The organism is Hominilimicola fabiformis (genome assembly GCF_020687385.1).
Lineage (GTDB): Bacteria > Bacillota > Clostridia > UBA1381 > UBA1381 > Hominilimicola > Hominilimicola fabiformis.
The window spans coordinates 204,649-229,193 of sequence record NZ_JAJEQM010000001.1 but is presented as its reverse complement, the minus strand read 5'-3'; the positions used below and the strand labels follow the sequence as shown (position 1 = coordinate 229,193).

Annotated in this window: 22 protein-coding genes; 11 read left to right on the top strand and 11 right to left on the bottom strand. The window is 39.8% G+C overall.

Annotated features, from left to right (window positions below; translation table 11 throughout):
• Positions 1 to 8: 8 nt before the first annotated feature.
• The 8 genes from LKE05_RS01135 to ftsH all read right to left on the bottom strand — a co-directional run bounded on the left by LKE05_RS01135 (position 9) and on the right by ftsH (position 5,685).
• Complete coding sequence (locus LKE05_RS01135; protein ID WP_308455669.1) at positions 9 to 1,019, bottom strand: hypothetical protein; 1,011 nt, start codon at positions 1,017 to 1,019, stop codon at positions 9 to 11.
• Positions 1,012 to 1,503 carry an RNA polymerase sigma factor gene (locus tag LKE05_RS01130; protein WP_308455668.1) on the bottom strand — a complete coding sequence of 164 codons (492 nt, stop codon included), beginning with the start codon at positions 1,501 to 1,503 and terminating at the stop codon, positions 1,012 to 1,014. Before LKE05_RS01130 ends, LKE05_RS01135 begins: the two co-directional genes overlap by 8 nt.
• Before the next feature lie 69 nt (positions 1,504 to 1,572).
• Positions 1,573 to 2,064: a GNAT family N-acetyltransferase gene (locus tag LKE05_RS01125; protein WP_308455667.1), complete on the bottom strand. Its 492-nt coding sequence runs from the start codon at positions 2,062 to 2,064 to the stop codon at positions 1,573 to 1,575.
• Positions 2,065 to 2,130: 66 nt separating this feature from the next.
• Positions 2,131 to 2,376 (bottom strand): 30S ribosomal protein S18, encoded by a 246-nt coding sequence (gene rpsR, locus LKE05_RS01120; protein ID WP_022229698.1) that lies wholly within the window; start codon positions 2,374 to 2,376, stop codon positions 2,131 to 2,133.
• Between the two features lie 36 nt (positions 2,377 to 2,412).
• Positions 2,413 to 2,901 (bottom strand): single-stranded DNA-binding protein, encoded by a 489-nt coding sequence (locus LKE05_RS01115; protein WP_022229697.1) that lies wholly within the window; start codon positions 2,899 to 2,901, stop codon positions 2,413 to 2,415.
• Positions 2,902 to 2,927: 26 nt separating this feature from the next.
• On the bottom strand, positions 2,928 to 3,230 hold the full coding sequence (rpsF, locus tag LKE05_RS01110) for a 30S ribosomal protein S6 (protein WP_022229696.1): 303 nt from the start codon (positions 3,228 to 3,230) through the stop codon (positions 2,928 to 2,930).
• Between the two features lie 120 nt (positions 3,231 to 3,350).
• Positions 3,351 to 3,740, bottom strand: coding sequence for a helix-turn-helix domain-containing protein (locus LKE05_RS01105; protein WP_308455666.1), 390 nt, complete (start codon positions 3,738 to 3,740; stop codon positions 3,351 to 3,353).
• Positions 3,691 to 5,685, bottom strand: coding sequence for an ATP-dependent zinc metalloprotease FtsH (ftsH, locus tag LKE05_RS01100; RefSeq protein ID WP_308455665.1), 1,995 nt, complete (start codon positions 5,683 to 5,685; stop codon positions 3,691 to 3,693). The genes LKE05_RS01105 and ftsH overlap by 50 nt, the downstream gene beginning before the upstream one ends.
• Positions 5,686 to 5,925: 240 nt before the next feature.
• Between ftsH and LKE05_RS01095 the strand changes: the two genes are divergently transcribed.
• Positions 5,926 to 8,922, top strand: coding sequence for an S-layer homology domain-containing protein (locus tag LKE05_RS01095; RefSeq protein WP_308455664.1), 2,997 nt, complete (start codon positions 5,926 to 5,928; stop codon positions 8,920 to 8,922).
• Between the two features lie 56 nt (positions 8,923 to 8,978).
• Here the strand turns inward: LKE05_RS01095 and LKE05_RS01090 are convergent, their stop codons facing one another.
• Genes LKE05_RS01090 through LKE05_RS01080 form a run of 3 tightly spaced genes read right to left on the bottom strand, consistent with a single transcriptional unit; the run spans position 8,979 to position 12,122 of the window.
• Positions 8,979 to 9,818 (bottom strand): DNA adenine methylase, encoded by an 840-nt coding sequence (locus LKE05_RS01090; RefSeq protein WP_308455663.1) that lies wholly within the window; start codon positions 9,816 to 9,818, stop codon positions 8,979 to 8,981.
• A 4-nt stretch (positions 9,819 to 9,822) separates the two neighbouring features.
• The gene (locus LKE05_RS01085; protein ID WP_308455662.1) at positions 9,823 to 10,662 is read right to left on the bottom strand and encodes a type II restriction endonuclease; all 840 of its coding nucleotides are present in this window, start codon (positions 10,660 to 10,662) and stop codon (positions 9,823 to 9,825) included.
• 50 nt (positions 10,663 to 10,712) lie between these two features.
• On the bottom strand, positions 10,713 to 12,122 hold the full coding sequence (locus LKE05_RS01080) for an N-acetylglucosaminidase (RefSeq protein WP_308455661.1): 1,410 nt from the start codon (positions 12,120 to 12,122) through the stop codon (positions 10,713 to 10,715).
• Between the two features lie 199 nt (positions 12,123 to 12,321).
• Here LKE05_RS01080 and lysS point away from each other — a divergent pair, with 199 nt between their 5' ends.
• From lysS to LKE05_RS01030, 10 genes are all read left to right on the top strand, one after another.
• Positions 12,322 to 14,325 carry a lysine--tRNA ligase gene (lysS, locus tag LKE05_RS01075; RefSeq protein WP_308455660.1) on the top strand — a complete coding sequence of 668 codons (2,004 nt, stop codon included), beginning with the start codon at positions 12,322 to 12,324 and terminating at the stop codon, positions 14,323 to 14,325.
• 224 nt (positions 14,326 to 14,549) lie between these two features.
• Positions 14,550 to 15,002, top strand: coding sequence for a VOC family protein (locus LKE05_RS01070; RefSeq protein WP_015517515.1), 453 nt, complete (start codon positions 14,550 to 14,552; stop codon positions 15,000 to 15,002).
• 171 nt (positions 15,003 to 15,173) lie between these two features.
• Positions 15,174 to 16,559 (top strand): zinc-ribbon domain-containing protein, encoded by a 1,386-nt coding sequence (locus LKE05_RS01065; protein WP_161209664.1) that lies wholly within the window; start codon positions 15,174 to 15,176, stop codon positions 16,557 to 16,559.
• Positions 16,556 to 16,735, top strand: a complete 180-nt coding sequence (locus LKE05_RS01060) for a hypothetical protein (protein WP_002594660.1) — start codon at positions 16,556 to 16,558, stop codon at positions 16,733 to 16,735. Before LKE05_RS01065 ends, LKE05_RS01060 begins: the two co-directional genes overlap by 4 nt.
• Positions 16,736 to 17,270: 535 nt before the next feature.
• Positions 17,271 to 18,095, top strand: a complete 825-nt coding sequence (locus tag LKE05_RS01055) for a ParA family protein (RefSeq protein WP_023920497.1) — start codon at positions 17,271 to 17,273, stop codon at positions 18,093 to 18,095.
• Entirely contained in the window at positions 18,052 to 18,990 is a 939-nt protein-coding gene (locus LKE05_RS01050) for a ParB/RepB/Spo0J family partition protein (RefSeq protein WP_008789316.1), read from the top strand. Before LKE05_RS01055 ends, LKE05_RS01050 begins: the two co-directional genes overlap by 44 nt.
• 285 nt (positions 18,991 to 19,275) lie before the next feature.
• Entirely contained in the window at positions 19,276 to 23,526 is a 4,251-nt protein-coding gene (locus LKE05_RS01045; RefSeq protein WP_161209662.1) for a SpaA isopeptide-forming pilin-related protein, read from the top strand.
• A 161-nt stretch (positions 23,527 to 23,687) separates the two neighbouring features.
• Complete coding sequence (locus LKE05_RS01040; protein ID WP_055062735.1) at positions 23,688 to 23,984, top strand: hypothetical protein; 297 nt, start codon at positions 23,688 to 23,690, stop codon at positions 23,982 to 23,984.
• 12 nt (positions 23,985 to 23,996) lie between these two features.
• The gene (locus tag LKE05_RS01035; RefSeq protein WP_023920501.1) at positions 23,997 to 24,257 is read left to right on the top strand and encodes a hypothetical protein; all 261 of its coding nucleotides are present in this window, start codon (positions 23,997 to 23,999) and stop codon (positions 24,255 to 24,257) included.
• Entirely contained in the window at positions 24,238 to 24,537 is a 300-nt protein-coding gene (locus LKE05_RS01030) for a hypothetical protein (RefSeq protein ID WP_161209660.1), read from the top strand. The genes LKE05_RS01035 and LKE05_RS01030 overlap by 20 nt, the downstream gene beginning before the upstream one ends.
• The last annotated feature ends 8 nt before the right edge of the window (positions 24,538 to 24,545 follow it).

Here is a 24,545-nt window from a genome sequence, read left to right as displayed (position 1 = left end):
TCAATACTTTATTTGATTGAATTGACTACTTCTTCCACAGGCTCTCTGCCCGTATCGGTTCCGTAAATATTATAATCGATTTTATCTTCGGTAAAATATGCCGATACATCATTTTCATATTCGTTATACACCGGCTCTGTATCGTCGTTTCCGCTGTAATAATAATTTACGTCTATTCTTCCGCCGTTTTCTGATTCAAAAGCCGCACCGCCGTTATATGTATCGGTCGTTTCAAAACCGCTCGGAGCGTTTATTTCTATTTGAGGTGTCGGCACTGATGTAGCCATAGCCGAACTCATTGCCATTCCGGTGCCGATAACCGTATCGGCATTGCCTTCATCGCTTGTAATTTCGGTCGGCACTTCTTTTTTTGTACTGATTTCTGCTGTTCTGTCACTTGCCATAAAAGCAGAAAATATTGTTGATAATTCGATTGCGTTTTCCTCGATTGCACTTTCTTCGACAGCGACATCTTCCGTTATTTCTTGGTTTTTACTGTTTTGTTCACTCTCGATATTGGTGATTTTGGTTTTATCCTCGATTTTAAGCGATTTGTTCTCGTTTGCTATTCGATTATTTACCGCAACTTTTTCATTGTCACTACTCTTATAGTCACCGTTCTTTTTCTCCGTTTTAGTTTGACTATCCGAATAGTTATTGGGAGGGGGAGTATAGGGATTTTGAATAGTTTGGGGACTATCGGTAGGATACGGATATGAAGTATCCGCAGCATTTGAAACTACACTTTCCGACATATCGGACGGTGTCGGTGTTGAAACTTGCTCCTCAATAATCACGCCGTCATCTCTTGTTTTCTGCCAATACGGCATAGATATAACCGCCGCAGACACAACAACAACTGCCGCCGCAGCCGATACCGCATATTTTGCGTATCGCCTATACGGTAGGGGAGATTGTCTTTTCTCTGCACCTTTATGCGCATTCAAGATAACTCTGTTTATCATATCTTCACTTGGTTTTATATCGTCATTGGCTTGTTTATAAATTTTCCTAAACAAAGTCATAATCTCCTTTCAGCTTATTTTTAAGCAACATTCTGCCTCTGTGTAAATGCGATTTAACAGTCGATTCTTTTATGTCAATGCTTTCGGCGATTTCCCTCACGCTCATATCCTCATAATAGAAAAGATGTATCACCGTACGATATTTTAAGGGAAGGTCTTGTACAGCGAAATACACGTCACTTTTTTCGGGATTGTCAAAGGTTAAATCTTCTTCAAGCGGAACGATTTTCTTGAACCACGATGACATAAAAACACTCTTTGAGCAATTTATCGTCACACGAATGAGCCAAGCCTTTATATGTTCCTTCGACTCAAATTTATCTTTATTCTGTATAAATCGAACAAACACGTCTTGCGTCACATCTTCGGCAAAAGTTTGATTTTTCGTTTGTGACAAAGCAAGTTTATACACCATATCAAAATACTTGCGTATAACTTCGTCAGATGAAACGTCTGTTTTTGACCTTTCGTCTGTCATTAATCCCCCTCCCTTCACTTATAATACAATTCAGCACACCAAAAGGTTGCACTTTTTTCAAAAAAATTTTTATAAAGTGTGATAATGCGGAATTATATCTTCGTATGTTCCGTCTTTCATGCGGAAACCTTTAGGTATTACGCCGAGTTGTACAAAGCCGAGTTTTTTATATAATTTAAGTGCATATTGATTAGTTGCGACAACGGCGTTAAATTGAAGTACACCGTAACCGATTTCCTTTGCTTTTTTCAAGCAATCCGTCACAAGAATTTCACCTATATGCTTACCTCTTTGTATTGATTTCACCGCATAGCTTGCATTGCAGATATGACCGCATCTGCCGACATTGTTCGGATGAAGTATGTAAAGTCCGACAATATCACACGTTTCTTCATCATACGCAATGCCTGTATATGACTGACTCTTAAAAAATTCCAATCCGCTCTTTTCCGTAAGACATTCTTCCTGTGGAAAAGCCACTCCTTCCTCTACTACTTCGTTCCAAATTTCATTTGCGGCTTGTATATCGTTTTCATTAAATTCTCTTACTTTTATGCTCATTATAACACCTTCCGTTAAATTATATATAAAAAAACGGAATGCAGTGCATTCCGTTTAAAAAATCAATTATTCAGCAACGAATGGCAATAGTGCTATAATTCTTGCACGCTTGATAGCTGTTGTAAGCTGTCTTTGGTGCTTTGCACAGTTACCGCTGATACGTCTTGGCACGATCTTGCCTCTTTCAGTAACGTATCTTCTAAGCTTTGCTGTATCCTTATAATCGATATGCTCAACCTTATCTACGCAGAACATACAAACCTTTTTCTTAGGTCTTCTTGCTCTCTGTGGTCTGTCATTTCTTTCAGCCATGTTATTTTCCTCCTATCAATTTTTATCACGCGGATGTTAGAATGGCAAATCGTCTTCCGAACCGTCAAGGTCCGAAAAATCGCCCATATCAAAATCATCACCAAAGTTTGGTTCACTGCCTTGTGCAGGCTGCGATTGAGGAGCGTTAAATCCGCCCTGATTAAAGCCTTGGTTCTGATAATTCCCTCCGCCTTGAGTACCTGATTCGGCTCTTGAACCGGTAAAGTAAGCCTCGTCTACAACAACTTCCGTCGCATACTGCTTTTTACCGTCATTACCGTCCCAACTTCTCGATTGAATACTTCCGACTACCGCAATCATACTGCCCTTTTGGAAATATCTTGCGATAAATTCACCTGTCTGACGCCATGCAACGCAGTTGATGAAATCAGCTTGCTGCTGAGCATCTTTACCGGCGAAACGTCTGTTTACCGCGATTGAAAATCTCGCAAGTGAAACACCGTTCGGAGTCTGACGCATTTCGACGTCGCGTGTAAGACGTCCCATTAATATAACTTTGTTCATACTTACACCGCTTTCTTCACAAAAGACTATTCTTCGTCTTTTCTGATAACAATAGTTCTTAGGATACCTTCTGTAATCTTGTACTGTCTTTCAAGTTCTTTAGGGAACTCGCTGTCAGCCTTGAAGTTTACAAGATAGTAGAAACCTTCTGTTCTATCATTAATTTCGTAAGCAAGTCTTCTCTTGCCCCATTCGTCAACAGATTCAAGTTCACCGTTCTGTTCGATAAGTGTTGTAAACTTATCCTTTAGAGCAGTAACCGTTTCCTCATCAAGTGTTGCGTCAATGATAAAAATTGTTTCATAGCTGTTTAGTATTTTTTCAGCCATTTTCTGCACCTCCTTATGGACTTTTGTCCCACACATACCCCGTGTGGGCAAGGATTGCTTACGTTTACCGCAAGCCTTGTAATTATATATCTTTTTTCAGCAAATGTCAAGCATTTTTTACTATTTTGCTCTATATTTTTTACTGCTGACAAGATAATCGTAATATTCGCAAAGCATTTCGATGCCTTTGCCGTTTAGTTTTGTTAAGTCGAAGTCGATATTATCAAGCAATTTCACTCTGTACCGTTCGTCCGTCCTGCCGCAAAGGTAGTCAACAGGAACTTTAAAAAGCTTGGCAAGATACGTTATCGCCGCCACTTCGGGGATACGCTTGCCGCTTTCCCAATTCGCGATACACGTTCTTGAAACATTCATTCTCTCCGCAAGTCCCGCCTGCGTTATGCCGTTTTCTTTTCTCAGTTCCCTAAGCCTTTGAGCAAAGCACTTTTTGAACGTACCGTTATTCTTCTTTATCATTTTCTTCATTAACTGCGGCACTTTCTTCTGCATCACTGTCAGAATTTTCTCTGCCGCTTTTTACACGGTTGAATATCTCCATAAACTGATCGCCCGTAATAGTTTCCTTATTGATAAGAAATTCTGCGATTTCATCAAGTGCGTCACGATTTTCTTTCAATATATTAAATGCCTTTTCGTGACACTCTTTCAATACGCGTACAACTTCCTTATCAATATCTGTCTTTGTTTCCTCCGAACAGTTTGAAACATTTCTGCCGTCAAGATATTTATTCTGTATGCTTTCAAGTCCGGCCATACCGAATTTTTCCGACATACCGTACTGAGTAATCATATTTCTCGCAAGTGACGTTGCACGTTCAATATCGTTTGACGCGCCTGTTGTCTGCACGTTGAATACAAGTTCTTCCGCCGCACGACCTGCAAGGAACACTGTAATCTGGTCAATTATTTCATCTTTTGACATTAAATAACGTTCTTCCTCTTCGGGCATTTGCATTGTATAACCAAGTGAACCCATAGTTCTTGGAACGATTGTGATTTTGTGAACAGGCTGAGTATGTTTCTGTACCGCCGTTGCAAGTGCGTGACCGACTTCGTGGAACGAAACAATTCTCTTTTCCTTTTCGGACAAAATTCTGTCTTTCTTTTCTTTACCCGCGATTATGACTTCAACAGCCTCCATAAGATCCTCTTGGCTTACGGTCTTTCTGTTACATCTTACCGCTCTTAAAGCCGCCTCATTTACCATATTCGCAAGGTCTGCACCTGCCGCACCGCTTGTTGCAAGTGCCATTTCGTGAAGATTAATATCAGGCTCTGTTTTAACGTGCTTTATATGCACACGCAAAATATCTTCTCTGCCTTTTAAATCAGGCTTTTCAACAATAATTCTTCTGTCAAATCTACCCGGTCTTAAAAGTGCCTTATCAAGCACTTCCGGACGGTTGGTTGCCGCTAAAATTACAAGTCCCTTTGACGAATCAAATCCGTCCATCTCGCTTAACAGCTGATTTAAAGTTTGTTCACGTTCATCATTTGAACTAATCTGATTATCTCTCGATTTACCGATTGCGTCAATTTCGTCTATAAATATAATACAAGGTGCTTTTGCCGATGCTTGCTTAAACAAGTCACGAACTCTTGACGCACCGACGCCGACAAACATTTCCACAAATTCCGAACCGGAAAGCGAGAAAAACGGCACTTTCGCCTCACCGGCAACCGCCTTTGCAAGAAGTGTTTTACCTGTTCCCGGCGGTCCGACCAAAAGTGCACCCTTAGGCTGTTTTGCACCGATTGCAAGATATTTTGACGGATTATGAAGATAATCGACTATTTCGTCAAGCGATTCTTTAGCCTCTTCCTGACCGGCAACGTCCGCAAACGTTACGCCTGTCGCATTTTCTACGTTATACATCTTTGCGTTGGACTGACCTATCCCCATAATTCCGCCGCCACCGCCGATTTTCTTCGACATTGAACGTGTCAAAATAAAGAACAGTAAATAAATAACTACCAACGGCAATATCCATGTAAGGAAGAAATCAAGCACGGGACTGTTATGTTGTATCGGCGTAGAATACTTCACGCCGTGACTGTCCAAATCCGCAAGAAGTCTGTCGTCAGGGATATATCCCGTATAATACACATTTCTGCTGTTTTCCTTTGCCTGTTCTATAACTGCGTCTGTATCTATGCCCATCATCTTCATAAACTCGGTTGTTTTAGGCGTTGTTATCGGCTGTGATTCGTCATACTTTTCATATATGACAATCTGCTCCGACTGCAAAATAACCTCGTCAACTTTATTTTCATCAAGCATAGTCAAAAATTCACTGTACGATATTTCCTGTTTCTTCGGTGTCTGCAACGACAGCATTACCATATTTAAAATAACTGTCGCAATAACCGAAATCACCAAAAATATCAATAACGGATTTTTCAGCGGCGAACGGTTTTTCTTTTTATTATCCATAAATGTTCCTCCACGTTTTTCTTCATATTTATATATAACTAATATTAAAAATGTCAGTCAATAGATATTGTAGCACTTTCCTCTTATTATTGCAATGTTAAATAAATTTTTTTACACAATTTTATTAAAATTCACAATTCGGAAATATATTATTTTAATTGACTTATATATAAAAGAATGATAAAATATCAGTATCTGAATATTACTACACTAAATTCAAAACGAAAGGATGAATAACTCATGAAAAAACTAACAGCAATTCTGACATCACTTATTATGACACTTTCCGTCATATGTCAAACATCGGTTTTTGCTGCATTCAGCGACGTAGGTGACGATAATACTTACAAAGACGCTATTACAACTTTAACAAAGCTTAAAGTTATTGACGGATACGAAGACGGTACTTTCAAGCCTGACGGTCAAATCACAAGAGCTGAATTCACAAAGCTTATCGTATTTATACTTGGCTACAAAGACCTTGCATACGACTCATCAGACTTTACTGATGTTGACGCTTCACACTGGGCAAAGAACTATATTCAAACTGCCTACAATCTTGGCATAATCGCAGGTATGGGCGACGGTACTTTTGCTCCGGACGCTCCTGTAACTTATGAACAAGCTCTTAAAATGGTAGTTTGTACATTAGGTTATGTTCAGTTTGCCGAAAATCTCGGCGAATGGCCGGAAGGTTTCATTAAGCAGGCAAACACTCTTGACCTTACAAAGAAAGTTAATTCAACAGGTTACAGTGAAGGTGCAACAAGAGGTATGATTGCACAGGTACTTTACAACGCACTTGAAATACCTATATACGAAAACAACGGTTACAACTGGGTTGCAACAGAGAAAACTCTTATGCAGGACTACCTAAAAGTTAAAAAGCTAAAAGGTACTCTTGTAGGTGTTGAAGATTACCTGACAGAGGACTGCAAGCAAGATCTTAACGAAAGTGAAATGGCTATCTTGCCGAACGACAGCAGTGATCTTGTAAAAATCGACTTCTCGGAATTCACTTCAAACGTTACAGATATAAGCAAATATCTTGGCAATACTATCACAGTTTACTATGAACAGTTGACAGACAAGGACGACAGAAAGCTTATCATCATTGACGACGAAACAACAAAAAATTCTGAAATCAAATTAGATTATGAAGATTTAAACAGTTTTTCCGGCAACTCACTTAAATACTATGATTCATCATCAAAGCTAAAGACTGTAAAACTAAAAGAAGATGAACTTACAGTAAGATACAACGGCAAACTTGTTGCAAAGAACGAAACCGTAACTCTTACAAATCCGACAACAAAGCAGGAAGAAACATTCTCACGCGAAGAGGCACTTGAACAATGGCTTACTCCTGACACAGACTACACAATCTACGGTGACGTTAAACTTACAGACAACGGTGACGACGGCACAATAGATATGATCCAAATAAACAACTATGACACAATAGTTGCTTATGCCACTCCTACAACAACAGATTACCGTATAACAGACAAGCTCGTAACAGGTAACTACTTAATCCTTGACCCTCAAGCGTCTGATTATACATACACAATCACAAAGAACGGTTCGGAAATTCCTGTTACATCAATTTCCGCAAACGATGTAATTCTTTATACAAAGAGCCTTGACGGTTCGTACTACACACTTCTTGTTACAAATAATCCTGTTAAGGGTTCAATCACTTCAATCGGTTCAAACGGCGATAAAATGACAATCGGCGGTAAATCATATAAAATCGGCAGCAAGTGTGAGGCATACATAAATGACAAAGACGGCAAAACTCTTAAAACAGGCGTTTCGGGTACATTCTATCTTGATGCATTTAACACAGCCGTTTTCGGAACACTTGAACAGACTGCCGTAATTCCTTACGCTTACATCACAAACGCATTTATCGACCGTGACGAAGGCGGTAAGATTTACATTACTGCATATGCACCGACTGTTTCGGCAAGCAGTGCGTCGTCATATCCTGTAAAGGATAAAGTTAAGTTCAACGGTGCATCAATCAAGAGTGAACTTATAATCGACAAACTAAAAGCATCAGCCGATTATACAAACGATGATACAGAATTGGCAGATCAGATTTACGGTGCAGGAAAAACTCCTACACTTACAGGTTTCTCACAACCGGCAAGAGTTACAATAACAAACGGTGAAGTTACACAAATTGTTGCTCTTACATCTGATGCACTTCAAACTCAAAATGACGACAAAGAACAAATCGCAAAGTGCAAAGCTGCCGATAAGTATACTTATTCATCAAACAGCTTCTCACTTAACGGTAAAACAGCATTTTCAATCAACTCTTCAACAGTTGTTCTTTATGTTCCGGCAGACAGAACACAAAGAGAAAAATATGCTAAAAAGACCGCGTCATCAGCTTTTACAACAGGTGATACATACTATGTAGAAGCATACGACATCAGTTCATCAAAGGTTGCCGGACTTTTGGTACTTTACGGAAATGACGGTACACTTACATCAGTTAAGAAAGATACAAACTTCTCAATCGTTTCTACTTTACCTGAAAGCGTATATAATGAAGTAAAAGATGATTCAGTTCTTCAATTCAGCGTATTCGCAGGTTCAAACACAGAAAAAGCGTGGACAACTTATGACCGTACAGAATTTGCAGACGTGCAAGTCGGTGACGTTATCCAATTCGCTTATGACAGCGATCAGCTTGCACAAGGACGTATAAACAACATTAAGTTCGCAGACATCGCAGAAGTTCTTGACGGCAAGACATATGACGGCAAAAAATTCAACTGGGAAGAAGAACAAGACCCGACAGAAGATAATAATTATCAAAAATACAAATTCGATTACAGATTTAAAAAGAACGGTACTGACGAAGACGAAGTTTACAACAGCACATCAACAGGTACAGTTCCTTACTCAAGAGCTTGTATGTACAACATCAGCCAAGTTCTTACTGACGAAAAGAAGATTTATGTGACAAAGACAGGTTTTGAAAATGTTGACGGTACATATACTCTTGACGACAGCGATTACGAAGAAATCACAGTCAACGCGTCAACAAAGATTGTTCGTATGGATGAGGACAGAGATGAAATCAGCAGATATGTTGATAACACAACAACAGACCTTTCAATCAACGATTTGAAAGATGCTAAAAACTACGGCGAAGATTGTTCAAAAGTTCTTGTATGCTCATCAAAGGGTACTGCAAAACTTATCGTAATCTACAATTAATAACAGCTCAATTACAAAAAATAAAACCCGAAACAAAATTGTTTCGGGTTTTATTTTCAATAATTAATCAGAAGAGCCTCTACAATCGAATTTCTATTATTTTCATTTGCCCCTACATAATAAAAATGTTCTTTGTTAATTTTTTTACAAAATCCCCATAATGTGTCCACATACTCATTTTTTCTATATTTATTATGATCCCAAGTGGATAACATAAAATAATTATTATTACTTATTAGCATCTTCTTTAATTTGGTTTCTTCATCTTCGCTCCAGCTATCATAATAATCTACATTTCTACCAATATAGGGAGGGTCACAATAAATAAACGCTCTCTCTTCTTGTATTGAATTTATTGTGTTATCAAAAGATTGACAAATAAAATTCCAATCAGATATACATAACATTTGTTCAACATATTTTACCTGATTAACAATTTTAGTAATATATGCTTTTGAAAATCTTTGTGGTTTATGTCCATATGGTACATTAAATTTATAATTTTTATTGAATCTAATCATGCCATTGAAACAGGAACGATTTAAAAAAAGAAAATCTAACGAAGAGTGATTTTTATTAAATCTTTCTCTCACTTCATAATAGTATTCATCGTCACCTTTCTCAAGTTTATCTCCCTCACTTTCCAGAAAATTTCTAACTATATATGAATCAATATTCTTTTGTTTGATATTATTATAAAAATTTATTATATGCGGATTCGTATCAGCAAAAATCGCCTGTTGCGGTCGAATATTAAATCCTACAACCCCAGAACCCATAAATGGTTCTACCCATAACATTTCTTTATCCATTATAATGTTGTCTTTTATTAAAGGAACAAGTTTTGTTTTTATTCCCTGTATTTTTATCGGAGGAACATGTATTTTTTCTTTCATTTTTTCACCTTTTTCTTCGCATTTTTGAATTATTTATTTTATCCGACAAGCCTCTATATCTTATATATTCTTCAAAAGATGACAATGCTTTCCTATTGTTGTTTTTATCTTTTACTTGAAGTCTTCCATAATTCGACCAATAATCATCAAAAATATCTTCTCCAGCTTTTGCAAACACACCATCACCTTTTATTATATCCTCAATATTTTTTATGCTGCCTATATTAGCTGTATTACCACTCCCGGGCTTATCACTCGCCATTTTCCATTTTTCTTGGGCAAAAAATATAAAATCGCCTATAACGTCAGGAATCTGCTCTAAACATTCCAAATTATATATTTTCAAGTTTTCAGACTCATCTAAAATATTTCTAGAATAAATCACACCAATGCAAAAGTGTCCGCTATATTCGTTATATGAATATTGAATATTTTTTGTACTATTTCTATTGATAAAATATTCACCATGAGAACCTAATGTAAAACCATTGCAAAAACCATCACGTTTATCATCTTTATATGTAGTTTTCAAATCCACCGCAAATTTAATGTCCTCATTGGTCTTAGATATAAAAGTTAAATCCGGATACCAGTTTTGGTGAGTTGCCAACTCTAAATTGTATCCTATTTTCTCTGCAAATGTGATTAAATACGGGAATATTTGTATTTCCAAAACTTTTGAAATTATCTTTGTATCATTCGAAATAGAATAAATATTTTTAAAAATATCTATAAACCCCTTTATTGTCCATTTATCATCTTTAGAGATAATTTTTCCAATACTATTAGCAAAATTAGAAAGTTCTCTAAAAAATTCAGCTTTTTCTTTTGAATATTTTTTCATCTTTATCATCCTTTTTATTATATTATTTCGAAATGTATTAAATTTTCAAATTATTTAACCTCTATTTTATCCTGTCCGCTGTATCTCGGAATTTCAAATTTATACTTTGCCGTTGGGAATGCCTCGAACATACTGCTCATACTCTTTGCCTGTTTTGACGCCCACGCAATATCGGTTGCGTATTGATGTTCGGCAGGTTTTTCAGGGTTCCATCTCATTTTATACAAAGTATTCTGCCCGTATTTAGAATTATTGATATAATTTTCGCTTATCCACTTTGCGCCGCCCTCGATTGCCTTTTCTACACTCGTCCAGCCTTGCTTATACGCATATTCTGCACCGGCGTCAATCGGCGATTCGTCCACCGCACCGATACCGAACAAGTTATACACCGTTGTACCGTTATATTCAACACCGTTTGCAAGATCAGACGAACCGTTACCTGTTTCAAGGCATGAATGAATTACAAGATATACTTCACTTACATTGTTATCATCAGCCGCTTTCTTGAATTCACTGCCGTGACCGTCCAAAACGCCTTTACCCTTTAAATAAGTATCAAGTGTAGCGGAATCGACATTGTTTGACACACTCAAATCCATAAACTGATACTTTTCATATCCCGACACAAGATTTTCCGGATTTACATACTGTTCAACATTTTCCTCACTCGCCGGGAACACACCGTTTGTAAATACAGCCGGTTCTGCGGTCATTTGTTCTTCAACCATTTCATCAACCGTCATATCATAGTCGGTGTATACAACAGGTATATCCTCTTTACGTTTTTCCCATGTTGTAACGATAACCGTGCATTTTGCCGTATAGTCGCCGTCCTCCGTTTTTGCGTAAATGTCGGTTGTTCCGACACCGCAAGGCGATACAAGTCCCTCACTGTCCACAGTTGCAATCGACTCGTCGTCACTGTACCATCTGACCTTTTGTATAGTCGCGTCTGTCGGCGAAACCATAGCCGTAAGTTTTGCGGTAATAGGCTTATCCGCATACAATGTCATTTCACTTTGCGACATTGCGACGCCTTCTACTCCCTTAACAACGCTTACTTTCAACTTTGACAATGCGTTTCCGCACCTTATATCAATGAATGTATCACCTATTTTGTCAGTCGGTGTAACAACACCGTTTTCGTCAACTGCCGCAATCGTTATATCTTCGGATTTATATGTAATTTTCTTGTTTGTCGTGTTCAGCGGCATAACCTCCGCCGCAATTTTATACGGCTCATTTTCTTTGCCCGCGTAAAACAAAACCTTGCCTTGCTTTAAATTTATGCGTTGTGCCTTGACTTCGTCCCAAGTTGACACAGGTGCAAAATATACTTCGTCCGACACATATGTATCGTCATCTATTTCAACTTTGTACGCACCTTGTGCCGAACCTGTCAACACGGTAAGCACAGCCACGCAAGCAAATATCTTTTTTACTGTAGGATTTTTCACTTTAAAAATCTCCGTTCCGTAATATTCTAAACTGTATTTTATATAATTCTCACCCTTATGTCAATGGAAAATATAATTTTATACGCAGTTTTCTGCTTAAAATATGACTTTTTTCTCAAAAAGTCATTGTAAATTCAATAAAAATAGTATATAATTATATAGTATATTCAGAATTAGATTTAAGGAGGGTTTTCAATAGATGGAAAACACAGAGCAAACACAAGAGCAATTATCGGCACTTTTGCAAGTCCGCAGAGATAAGCTTACAGAACTTCAAAATGACGGACGTGACCCATTTAAAATCACAAAATTTGAGAGAACACACACATCTGCTCAACTTAAAGAAAACTATACAGAGGAAGAACGCGAATTAAAGAAACGCGGCAGTGACGAAGTACAAATCATAAAGGCACAAGTATCTCAATTTGACGGTCAGACTGTTTCAATCGCAGGACGTATTATGTCAAAGAGAGGTATGGGTAAAGTCGGTTTTGTTCACGTTTCTGATATAGACGGACAAATTCAGCTTTTTGTTAAAAAGGATATTTTGGGCGAGGACGAATATGCTCGTTTCAAAAAGCTTGATATAGGCGATATTATCGGTGCAGAGGGTGAAGTTTTCACAACTCAGACAGGTGAAATTTCGGTAAGAGCCGAAAAAATCACTCTACTTTCAAAATCACTTCTTCCGCTTCCGGAAAAGTTCCACGGTATGACAGATACAGACCTTAGATACCGTCAAAGATATATCGACCTTATTATGAATGCCGATGTTAAAAAGACATTCATCAACCGTTCAAAGATTATTGCGTCAATCCGTAGCTACCTTAACGGTCAAAACTTCCTTGAAGTTGAAACACCTATGCTTGTCGCAAACGCAGGCGGTGCTGCCGCAAGACCTTTTGAAACACACTTTAACGCATTGGACGAAGATTTCAAACTTCGTATCTCACTTGAGCTTTACTTAAAGCGCCTTATCGTGGGCGGTTTTGATAAGGTTTATGAAATAGGACGAGTTTTCAGAAACGAAGGTCTTGATACTCGCCATAACCCTGAATTTACTCTTATGGAATTGTATCAGGCATACACAGATTATCACGGTATGATGGATCTTACAGAAAATCTTTATCGTCATGTTGCTAAGGAAGTGCTTGGTACAACTACAATCGTGTATAACGGTATAGAAATGGATTTGGGTAAGCCGTTTGAACGTATAACAATGGTTGACGCAGTTAAAAAGTACGCAGGCGTTGACTTTAACGAAATTAATACACTTGAAGAGGCTCGTAAGGTTGCCGATGAGCACCACGTTGAATATGAGGACAGACATAAGAAGGGCGATATTCTTAACTTGTTCTTTGAAGAATATGCAGAGGAACACCTTATTCAACCGACTTTCGTTATGGATCATCCGGTTGAAATTTCACCGCTTACAAAGAAAAAGCCTGAAAACCCTGATTACGTTGAACGTTTTGAGTTCTTTATGAACGGTTGGGAAATGGCAAACGCTTATTCTGAGCTTAATGACCCAATCGACCAAAGAGAACGTTTTAAAGCACAGGAAGAACTTCTTGCGCAGGGCGATGAAGAGGCTAATACAACAGACGAAGACTTTATGCGTGCACTTGAAATCGGTATGCCACCGACAGGCGGTATCGGTTTCGGTATCGACCGTATGTGTATGCTCCTTACCGATTCCCCAGCCATCCGCGACGTTCTTCTGTTCCCGACAATGAAGTCCTTAGATGGTGTAAATAAGAAAAATGATGTAAATAATACAGCTTCTGAAGCACCTGAAAAAAATGTAAAAACTGAGTCTGAAAAGATTGATTTTTCTAAGGTAAAGGTAGAGCCTTTATTTGAGGAATTTGTTGATTTTGATACATTCAGCAAGTCAGATTTCCGTGCAGTAAAGGTTAAAGAGTGTGTTGCAGTACCGAAGTCAAAGAAACTGTTACAGTTTACTCTTGATGACGGAACAGGCACAGACAGAACCATTTTAAGCGGTATTCATAGCTTTTATGAGCCGGAAGAACTGGTTGGAAAGACTCTTATTGCTATCACAAATCTTCCACCGAGAGCTATGATGGGCATTGACTCTTGCGGTATGCTCCTCAGTGCTATTCATGAAGAAGAAGGCGAAGAAAAGCTTCATCTTCTGATGGTAGATGACCACATTCCGGCAGGTGCAAAGCTCTATTAAGATGATGTAAAGATGTACCGTTTTACCGAATAGACGGGACGTACTTCATTTGATAAAAAACTGAAAAAACAGCGATTTACATCAAACTTACATCAATTGATGCAGAAATCGGTGCAAACAAGAGAAAATCGCATAATTAGTGCAATGAGTGGGCAATTCCAATCGGGATTGCCCATTTTTAAAACAAACAAAAATACATATCGAAATTTACAGGAGGAATATATATGGTTGGAAGAATTTATCATGTAGGACTAACGGTTTCTGATTTGGAACGCTCAATTGCATTCTACAGAGATGTCCTTGGGCTTGAGTTTCAAGGAGAGATTTTTATGGAAGGCGAAGAAACAGATAAAATGTTTCGTAGAGTAAATTGCAAAGCAAGGGTCGCTTATTTGAATGGCTCCAAGGCTGTTGAAGCACCGCCAGTTGAGCTGATTCAGTTTGTAAACAACGAAGTAAAGAAAGTTCCCTCTGATTTGTTTACAACATCCATCTCGGAAGTATGTTTCTACACAGATGATATTGATTCTGCTTACAAACATCTCGTAGATAATAATGTGGAGTGCTTGTCTGAACCGCAGTATTTCGATTTTAGAGCAGATGGATTTGGGGAAAGCAGAGCGTTTTATTTCAGAGACCCGGATGGAATCATTCTTGAGATGATGCAGCCGCTTTAATGAAAAATGGTAAGTACAGGAAAGCGGCAACTTTCAGTTTGTCAGGTTGTCCTTTGAGAGAGGAGAAATCCTTTTCTCAAAGGGCTTTTTCTATTTATACAGATATTCGCAAACTACAAGATAAAGCTAAAACTTCATATACTCTAAGCACAAGGAGGTTGAGGTTTGGCTATGAATAACAGTTTAGCAGAAGTACGCCCGGAACTTGTTTCGGAGTGGTCGGAGAAGAATTTACCGCTTACACCTGATAATATTACCTTCGGCTCAAATAAAAAAGTATGGTGGAAAGGTACTTGCGGTCACGAATGGCAGACAAGCGTTAAGGCTCGTTCCAATGGAGAAAAATGCCCGATATGTTCCGGTGCGAGAGTGATTGCAGGTATTAACGATTTGACGACATTAGAGCCATTACTGGTGAAACAGTGGTCGAAAAAGAATAAGATAAAACCGACAGAGGTTTCTATTGGTTCTCATAAGAGAGTGATTTGGAGATGTGAGAAAGGACACGAGTGGGAAGCTGCCATTAAGAGCAGGACAATAAATAAAACAGGTTGCCCGTATTGCTCCCACAATAAAGTGTTGGCAGGATTTAATGACCTTGCAACGCTTCTGCCGGATGTAGCAGCCGAGTGGTCGGACAGAAATTATCCGTTACTTTCAACTCAGGTTACGGTCTTTGCCAATCGTAAGGCTTGGTGGAGGTGTAAGGATTGCGGCAGAGAGTGGAACACCCTTATTTCTACCCGTTCTGGTGGCAGTAAATGCCCGTATTGCAGTGGGTACATATTCCTGAAAGGATTTAACGATTTACAGACAACACATCCTGAAATTGCTGCTGAATGGTCGGAGAAGAACTTGCCATTGAAGCCTGATGAAGTAAATGCAAAGTCGAGGAAAAATGTCTGGTGGAAGTGTAGAAAATGCGGTAATGAGTGGAAATCAGTTATCAATGCCCGTGTGAAAGGAACGGTATGCCCCGTTTGTGCGGAGAGAGAAGTTCTTGCCGGATATAATGATTTGGCGACAACAGACAGTCAGCTTCTCAGTGAATGGGATTATGAACAGAATAAATTGAAGCCGACAGAAGTATCACGAACTTCAGCAAAGAGAGCATGGTGGAAATGCAGGCACGGTCATTCATGGAGTATGAAGATAAATGAAAGAACGATATTGAAGAAAGGCTGTCGAATTTGTGAGCAGGAGTATTTGTCATTGTTTCCTGCTTTGGCGGTCAGCTATTATTCTAATAGGAAAGGCTTGAAAGCAGAACTTGGTTCTGACCGATTGCTTGGAGTTCCGCTTGAAACATACATACCTTCAGAAAAGTTGGCTATTGAGTCAGGAAGTGCCGATGAGAATATAGAAATAATGAAAGCATATATGTGCAAGCAAAGAGGAATAAGGCTGATTAAGTTGCCGATGAAAGGCACAGAACTGGATTATGCCAATAATTTAAAGAAAGCTTTTCAGAGCGTACATATATTTATTTCCTCCGATACAGAGGAAGATGTGGAGATAATCAAAAATACATTTGAAAGATGGAGGGAAAGCCAATGAGAGAGAAAACCTATCATCTATACTTAAATGAAGAAGAACGAAGCCGAGTGATACAATCGCTCATTGAACTGAAGAACAATTTAGCAGCTCAGGGACGATACACCGACGCAGTAGATGATGTCCTCTGCAAAGTGCTTGAAGCAAAGAAAAAGAAATTGAAAATTGAATACATTTAGAACGTGTTTTGCCGTCTGTTTCCTAACCGGAGTAGGCGGCTTTTTTTATTTCAAAAAAATTTTTTGAAATATTTTCGGAAAAGCGGCGATTTTGGGTGTGCATTTCATACCCCTTTGTCCAAATGAGTGAAGGGGTTCATTCCGGATAGCAAAAACGGAAGCCTTTTCGCTTGAAAATTGAATAAGTCATTCACTAAGACTTTATTTCTGATGATAGCCACTTTAGCAGGTACGCCGTGATTTCTGTATTTCAGAATAGCGAGAACTCCGGCTAAGAGTATCAGGTTGCCCCTGATATGGCGATGACAGTCAGAATGATAATGATACTTCTCTACGGAGCTGGCGGAGTACCCGGCAGAGGTTAGAACCCTATGATACAGATAAGCAGTCTGTTCCTTAGTGATTTCCCATAAGCGTTTTGCTTGGCAAGGGGTGTTGAGAACAAATATTGCTATGACCGATTAGGAAATGAGTCGGTCAGGTACATAGCCATAATGCGGTGGCTATGAATTTTCAGAAAGGAGGGCAAAAAGAAGTGTCAAACTGTAAAACGATTTCCGTATGTAACCAGAAAGGCGGAGTCGGAAAGACCACCACAACAGTTAATCTCGGAGTCGGGCTTGCAATGCAGGGCAAGAAAGTATTGCTCATAGACGCAGACCCGCAGGGAGATTTAACGACTTGTCTTGGTTGGCAGGATACAGACAGTTTGGGTATCACGCTTGCAACGAAACTCACAGATGTAATCAATGAAACGATGACAGACCCTATGGTTGGTATCCTGCATCACGAAGAAGGTGTTGACCTTGTTCCGGCAAACCTTGAGCTTTCAGCAATGGAATTTAACCTTGTAAACGCAATGAGCAGAGAAACTACACTCAAGAATTATCTGAGTCAAGTGAAGAACAGATATGATTATGTAATTATAGACTGTATGCCTTCACTTGGTATGGTTACTCTCAATGCTTTATCGGCGGCAGACAGTGTTATCATTCCGGTTCAGGCTCAGTATTTGCCTGCAAAGGGTATGACACAGCTTGTGCAGACAATTTCAAAAGTAAAGAAGTATATCAATCCGGATATTAAGATAGACGGTATGCTGCTTACTTTGGTGGATAGCCGAACAAACCTTGCAAAGAGTACGGTGGAAGCACTCAGGGCAAACTTCGGTAATCAGATAAGAATGTATCGAACACAAATCCCGATTGCCGTAAAAGCCGCAGAAACTTCTTCCAAAGGCAAGAGCATTTATGCTTATGAGCCAAACAGCACAGTGTCTAAGGCATACGCTGAATTTACAAAGGAGGTGTTAGCCGATGGCAGGAAGAAAGAGCGACTTCACTCTCACGAAGCTCGATGATTTATTTACCACTCAGGCACAGAGAGATGAAGAACAGCTTTCAAAAATCCGAGATATTCCATTGGAGCTGATTGATGATTTTCCCGACCACCCGTTTAAGGTCAGGGACGATGAAGATATGATGCAGCTTGTGGAGAGTGTCAAGGAAAGAGGGGTTATTACTCCGGCAACGGTAAGGCAGAAAGAGGACGGCAGATATGAACTTGTTTCAGGACACAGACGAAAGCGAGCTTGTGAACTGGCAGGATTTGAAACCCTGAGAAGTGAGATTGTAGACCTGAACAGAGATGAAGCGACCATTTTAATGGTTGAGAGTAATTTTCAGAGGTCAGAGATATTGCCGAGTGAAAAAGCCTTTGCGTATAAAATGCGTTTGGAAGCAATGAAAAGACAAGCAGGCAGACCAAGAAAAGAAAATGTGTCCCCAGTGGGGACGAATTTACGAACCGATGAACAAATTGCACAGGAAACAGGGGACAGCAGAAATCAGATACACCGATATGTGCGTCTGACAAACCTTGTTCCTGAACTGCTTGAATTTGTTGATGAGGGGCGTATTAAAATGCGTCCTGCCGTAGAACTTTCTTATCTCGATGAAGATTGCCAGCGTGATGTGGTTGACGAAATCGACCTGAATGACGCTACCCCGTCACACGACCAGACAATCCGTATGCGAAAGTTATTCAACGAGGGCAACCTTACAACAGAAGCAATCCACGCTGTTATGTCTGAGGAAAAGCCGAACCAAAAGGAGAAAATCGTGTTGAGGGGCGACAGAGTAAGACAGCTTATCCCGAAAAACATTCCCGTCAGTCAGACGGAGGATTTTGTCTGCAAGGCATTGGAGCATTACAACAAGTTTTTGCGTAACCGTGCAGAGCGTGACAGCAGATAGCCTGTTTTACAGTTCCCCTTTCTCACACTCTAACCCCTTAGTTATACTTCTACCTACCGAAAATGATATATATTATCTCACTTGAATATAACTATCTCAAAGTATATGTCTATCTCTAAGGGGCAATCGCACAGTATGAACGGACTGGAGGTGTATGGTAAAATGAAAAATTAACGAAAAATCCGCATTTGTTTTTCGGCAGGTAAATCTTGTCGTAAGAGAAAATCCACAAAGGCACATCGTAGAGATACGGTGTGTTTTTCAATTTTTACAGGAGGAAACGCAATGATAAAGTCAAAATTCAAAAGAGTCACGTCGCTTTTCTTGGCGACCCTTATGTGTGTGACCACTTTTGCAGGCATTGGCTCGACAACAGCATATGCTGCTTCGGGAGAAAAAGCCGATGTTTATATGGTCGATTTCCCTCGTGATGGCGATGCTAATTACGATGGGGTATGGGGACACAGCAATTTGACCTTGAAAAATGGTTGGCATACCGGACGTTCCAATTTTACCAATCTTAAGGCTATTGGCTCATACTCAGGCAATGTTGCTTATTGTATTGAGCCGGGAATTTCGCTCAAGGTCGGTCAGACAATGAATAAGTATGACGAAAATTATTTTAATAACCTTGCATCCAATGGGGTTATTTCCGGAGATGAAATCCGTCTTTTCGTTGGTCGTATTTTACAGTATGGCTATCGTGGGACAATCTCGACATCTTGGAGGTCACAGAATGAAGCAGCAGCAAACAGCATTGCACAGGCTTATGCCACACAGCTTCTTATCTGGGAAACTGTTATCGGAGAGCGTGATGTGAACTTCAATCATGTATCAGCCAGTGGTTGCAGCAATGTGAAAGATGTCATCAATGCAAGGCATCCGCTCCGCAATAAGATTTTCAGTTATTACAACAGTATGGTGCAGAGTGTACAGAACCATGCGACCATACCAAGCTTTTGTAATAAATCATCCGGTTCGGCAAAGACAATAGAACTTGAGTGGAACGGAAGTAAGTACACAACTACCCTGACAGACTCAAACAATGTGCTGTCCAAATATAATTTCAAGGCAAGTATCAGTGGAGTGAACTTTTCAGTGAATGGTAACAAACTTACTGTTTCTATGGATACTGCACCGAGTAAGGAATTTACCATTACCGCAACGAAGAAAAATGCAGTCCGCAGAGGTGTGGTTGTATGGTCAGAGGGTAAACATGGTCAGAACTCCAGTGTGCAGGATGTTGTCAGCTATGCTCAGGAAGTAAGCGACAGTATCAACGGTTATGTGAAAATGAAAGTCAGCTATGGCTCTTGTCAGATTGTAAAGACCAGTGAGGACGGCAAGGTTGACGGTATCAACTTCACGATTACCGGAAACGGTATCAATCAGACAGTTACAACAGCTAATGGCGGTAAGTTCCAGATTGATAACCTTATGCCGGGTATCTATACTGTAACCGAGCAGGCATACGATAAGTACGAGCCGCAGGAAACACATAGAGTTACTGTTGTAGCAGGACAGATTGCAAAGGTCACTTTCAATAACAAATTGAAGCGTGGCGACCTTCAGGTAGTGAAGTCCTCAGAAGATAACCTTGTTGAAGGTGTGAAGTTCCATCTTTTCGGTACTTCTCTTTCCGGTGATGCTGTTGACCAGTATGCAGTTACAGACAAAAACGGTGTGGCAACTTTCAAAGATGTGCTTATCAGTGGTTCTGAACCATATACACTTGAAGAAGTAGACACAGCTATCCGTTATGTCGTACCGAAAAATCAGACTGCACCAGTGAAGTGGAAAGAAGTAACCACAAGAAACTTCAATAACATTTTGAAGAAGTTTACTGTAACAGTCACAAAGAGCGACGCTGAGAAGGGCGAAGCACAGGGCAATGCCAAACTTTCGGGAGCAGTTTACGGTATCTATAAGGGCGAAACGCTTGTAGATAAGTATGTTACTGATGAAAACGGTCAGTTCACTACCAAAGAATATGTTTGTGATACCGACTGGACAATCCGAGAAATTACACCGAGTGAAGGCTATCTCCTTGATAAGACCATTCACAAGGTAGGTGCAGACCCGAAACTTTATGAGGTGGAACACAACCTTACTTCCAATGATGTAACCGAGCAGGTAATCAAAGGCAATGTGGCTATCATTAAACACACTGATGATGGAGAAACAAAGATTGAAACACCTGAAAAGGGTGCTTCCTTTGAGATTTACCTGAAATCTGCCGGAAGCTATGACGCAGCCAATAAAGACGAGAGAGATACTATCGTATGCGATGAATATGGCTTCGGTCAGACAAAAGATGTGCCGTATGGTATTTATACCGTACACCAGACTTCCGGTTGGGAAGGCAGAGAGATGATGGACGATTTTGATGTGTTCATTTCACAGAACGCACAGACCTACCGTTATCTTATCAATAACCGTAACTTTGAGAGCTTTGTCAATGTAGTCAAGGTGGACGCAGAAAGCGGAAAGAGTATTCCGTATGCAGGAGCAGGATTTAAGATTTACGACCCACAGGGCAATCAGGTCAAAATGACCTTTACTTATCCGACACCGACCACGATTGATGTGTTCTATACCGACGCAAATGGTTCTCTTGTAACACCTGAGAAATTAGATTACGGCAAGGGATATTCCATCGTAGAGGTACAAGCTCCATACGGATATGTACTTGATGATACTCCGGTATATTTTGATATTACCGAAGAAAATTCCACAGAGGAAGGCGGCGTAACTGTTGTGAAAGTCAATAAGCCGAATATGGCACAGAAAGGTACTATCACGGTTGAAAAGACCGGAGAAGTATTTAGTGGTGTCAATGTAAGTGGTTCTGAGGACAGTGATGTTATTTATCAGCCTGTTTATGAAGTGGCAGGACTTGAGGGTGCAGTTTATGAAGTCCGTGCTGCGGAAGATATTAGCACACCGGACGGTACACTTCGCTATTCAAAGGGCGAAGTGGTAGATACTATCACAACAAGCTCCGATGGATTTGTGAAGAGCAAAGAACTTTATCTCGGAAAATACGAGGTCAAGGAAATTACCGCACCTTATGGAATGGTAATCAGTGGCGAAACACATACGGTTGAGCTTACTTATGCAGGTCAGAATATCTCTGTTACCGAAACTTCCACATCGTTCTATAACGAAAGACAGAAAGTGCAGGTAAGCCTTGCAAAAGCCATTGAAAAGGATAAGACATTTGGTATTGGCGACAACGGAGAAATCAAAAACATCAGCTTTGGTCTTTATGCCGCAGAAGATATTGTATCTGCAAGCGGTACAGTTATTCCGGCTGATGGACTGATTGAGATTGTCAGCGTAAATGAAAATGGAACTGCTGTTATGAAGTCAGACCTTCCGTTTGGCAAATACTATGTCAAGGAGATTGCAACCGATGAGCATTATGTTCTCTCTGATACGAAATATCCGGTTGTGTTTGAATATGCAGGTCAGGATACCGCAACAGTTGAAATCAAAGTGAATGATGGAAAAGAAATCAAGAATGAACTTATCTATGGTTCTGTATCAGGTAAGAAGATTGACGAGAACGGAGAAGCACTTGAGGGTGCTGTTATCGGTATCTTCAAAGCCGAAGAAACAGAATTTACAAAAGATACTGCACTTATGACGACTACCTCTGCAAAAGACGGTAGTTTTTCTTTTGCAAAAGTTCCTTATGGCAAATGGATTGTAAGAGAAATCGAGCAGCCAAAGGGATTTGTTCTTGATGAAAAAGCGTATGAGGTCAATATCAGCAAAGCCGAGCAGGTAGTTGAAATTGAGATTGTCAATGAGTATGTTCACGGCAATATCAGACTCACGAAGATGGACGCTGAATATCCAGATAACAAACTTACGGGTGCAACCTTTGAGGTATATAAGGACACCAATGAGAACGGAAAGATTGATGATGGCGATGAACTTATCGGAAATCTTGAAGAAACCGAAACCGGAATTTATGAGATGAAAGAGCTGCTTTACGGAAAATATATTGTCCGTGAAACAAAAGCACCAGAGGGCTTCCTGCTTGATAAGGGAGAATACTCTGTTTTCATTGAGAAAGACGAAACAACTTATTCCGTTGAGAATAAGGCTGGTGTTGGATTTTTCAATGAAGCTATGCGTGGAATACTGAAAATCGTCAAGACATCTTCAGATGGTAAGGTTAAAGGTTTTGCGTTCAGAGTAACCGGAGCAAACGGTTATGATATGACATTTGAAACAGATAAGAACGGCGAAATCGTGATTGAGGGACTTCGTATTGGCGAATATACCGTATCCGAAGTGGCAAACAATGCCTCTGCTGCATATATCACACCTGCCGACCAGAATGTTACTATCAAACTTGATGAAACAGCCGTTGTAAAAATGCACAATGAGTTGAGGGATACTCCGAAAACAGGAGATGATACCAATATGAAACTTTGGTATGTCCTTGCTGGACTTTCTGCTGTCGGTATCGCCGTAACTTCTGTTGTTGCACACAAAAAGAAGAAAAAGGAGGGTAACGAGTAATGGAAGCAAAGACAATTATCGCTATCGCATTAGTCGCCGTTATTGTCGGCGGCTTTATCTTTCTTCAGGTTAAAAACCGTAAGAAGTAAGTAACAAGCGAACATTAACCAGTCGGGGCAGAGCGTAAAAAACTCTGTCCCTTTAATTTTTGGAGGAACATTATGAAACAACAGAAAACGGTGGAGAGCCGAGTGCTTGAAATCTTAAAGGAATGCCCGATGTCGAGGTATGATGATATGCTTCTCATTCTGCATTATTACAATCGGTACGGATATATACCAGCCGGAAATCTTCCGCTTGAGGATATTGTATTTAATTACCGAGCATACGGACTTCCTTGTTTTGAAACCATACGCAGGGCAAGGCAGAGAGTACAGTCCCTTTTTCCTGAGTATTCACGTAATCCGCAGAAAGAAGAACAGAGCGGCAGTATTTCTATTGTAATCAACATTAGCTAAGGAGGTATTTTCGTGAAAGACAAAGCAACTTTTCAGAATAAGGTCAAGGTGCTGAATAAACTCTTTGACTCCGGTTGTGATACGGAGAAAAAGTTGCAGCAGCTTGATATGGAAGCAATCCTGAAAATCCCGAATATCACGATTCCTGATATGGGTGTGATTATGGAGCTGCAGAAGAATACAAAGTCAGGTAAACTCTTTTCGTATTTGGGCGGCGGTTCTGATGAAGCAACAAAAATGAGAGGTAAGGAAAATGAAGCAACAGGAGAATAGAGCAGAGCCGCAGGAAAAGCAAATTCGATTTATAGACAGTCATTACAACTTAAAATTCTATATTCCCGATGGAGGGAAAATCAGGATTACTTTTCGTGATGGACACACAGCAGACAGAGCGTGTAAATATATTGATGACTACCATTTGTATGTCGGAAATTGCTGCTATCATATATGCGAGTTTGCTGAAAAAATGGAGCTTAGTGGAAGTAAAGTTGAACCTGTCAATCAATCCGAACCGTCAAAAAACAAGACCAGAAATAGAGAAAAACAGCGATAAGGAGGTGC

Coding starts and splice junctions, on each gene's coding strand:
- LKE05_RS01130 (WP_308455668.1), bottom strand. CDS start 1,503: ATGACAGACGAAAGGTCAAAAACAGACGTTTCATCTGACGAAGTTATA.
- LKE05_RS01125 (WP_308455667.1), bottom strand. CDS start 2,064: ATGAGCATAAAAGTAAGAGAATTTAATGAAAACGATATACAAGCCGCA.
- rpsR (WP_022229698.1), bottom strand. CDS start 2,376: ATGGCTGAAAGAAATGACAGACCACAGAGAGCAAGAAGACCTAAGAAA.
- LKE05_RS01115 (WP_022229697.1), bottom strand. CDS start 2,901: ATGAACAAAGTTATATTAATGGGACGTCTTACACGCGACGTCGAAATG.
- rpsF (WP_022229696.1), bottom strand. CDS start 3,230: ATGGCTGAAAAAATACTAAACAGCTATGAAACAATTTTTATCATTGAC.
- LKE05_RS01105 (WP_308455666.1), bottom strand. CDS start 3,740: ATGCAGAAGAAAGTGCCGCAGTTAATGAAGAAAATGATAAAGAAGAAT.
- ftsH (WP_308455665.1), bottom strand. CDS start 5,685: ATGGATAATAAAAAGAAAAACCGTTCGCCGCTGAAAAATCCGTTATTG.
- LKE05_RS01095 (WP_308455664.1), top strand. CDS start 5,926: ATGAAAAAACTAACAGCAATTCTGACATCACTTATTATGACACTTTCC.
- LKE05_RS01090 (WP_308455663.1), bottom strand. CDS start 9,818: ATGAAAGAAAAAATACATGTTCCTCCGATAAAAATACAGGGAATAAAA.
- LKE05_RS01085 (WP_308455662.1), bottom strand. CDS start 10,662: ATGAAAAAATATTCAAAAGAAAAAGCTGAATTTTTTAGAGAACTTTCT.
- lysS (WP_308455660.1), top strand. CDS start 12,322: ATGGAAAACACAGAGCAAACACAAGAGCAATTATCGGCACTTTTGCAA.
- LKE05_RS01070 (WP_015517515.1), top strand. CDS start 14,550: ATGGTTGGAAGAATTTATCATGTAGGACTAACGGTTTCTGATTTGGAA.
- LKE05_RS01065 (WP_161209664.1), top strand. CDS start 15,174: ATGAATAACAGTTTAGCAGAAGTACGCCCGGAACTTGTTTCGGAGTGG.
- LKE05_RS01060 (WP_002594660.1), top strand. CDS start 16,556: ATGAGAGAGAAAACCTATCATCTATACTTAAATGAAGAAGAACGAAGC.
- LKE05_RS01050 (WP_008789316.1), top strand. CDS start 18,052: ATGGCAGGAAGAAAGAGCGACTTCACTCTCACGAAGCTCGATGATTTA.
- LKE05_RS01045 (WP_161209662.1), top strand. CDS start 19,276: ATGATAAAGTCAAAATTCAAAAGAGTCACGTCGCTTTTCTTGGCGACC.
- LKE05_RS01040 (WP_055062735.1), top strand. CDS start 23,688: ATGAAACAACAGAAAACGGTGGAGAGCCGAGTGCTTGAAATCTTAAAG.
- LKE05_RS01030 (WP_161209660.1), top strand. CDS start 24,238: ATGAAGCAACAGGAGAATAGAGCAGAGCCGCAGGAAAAGCAAATTCGA.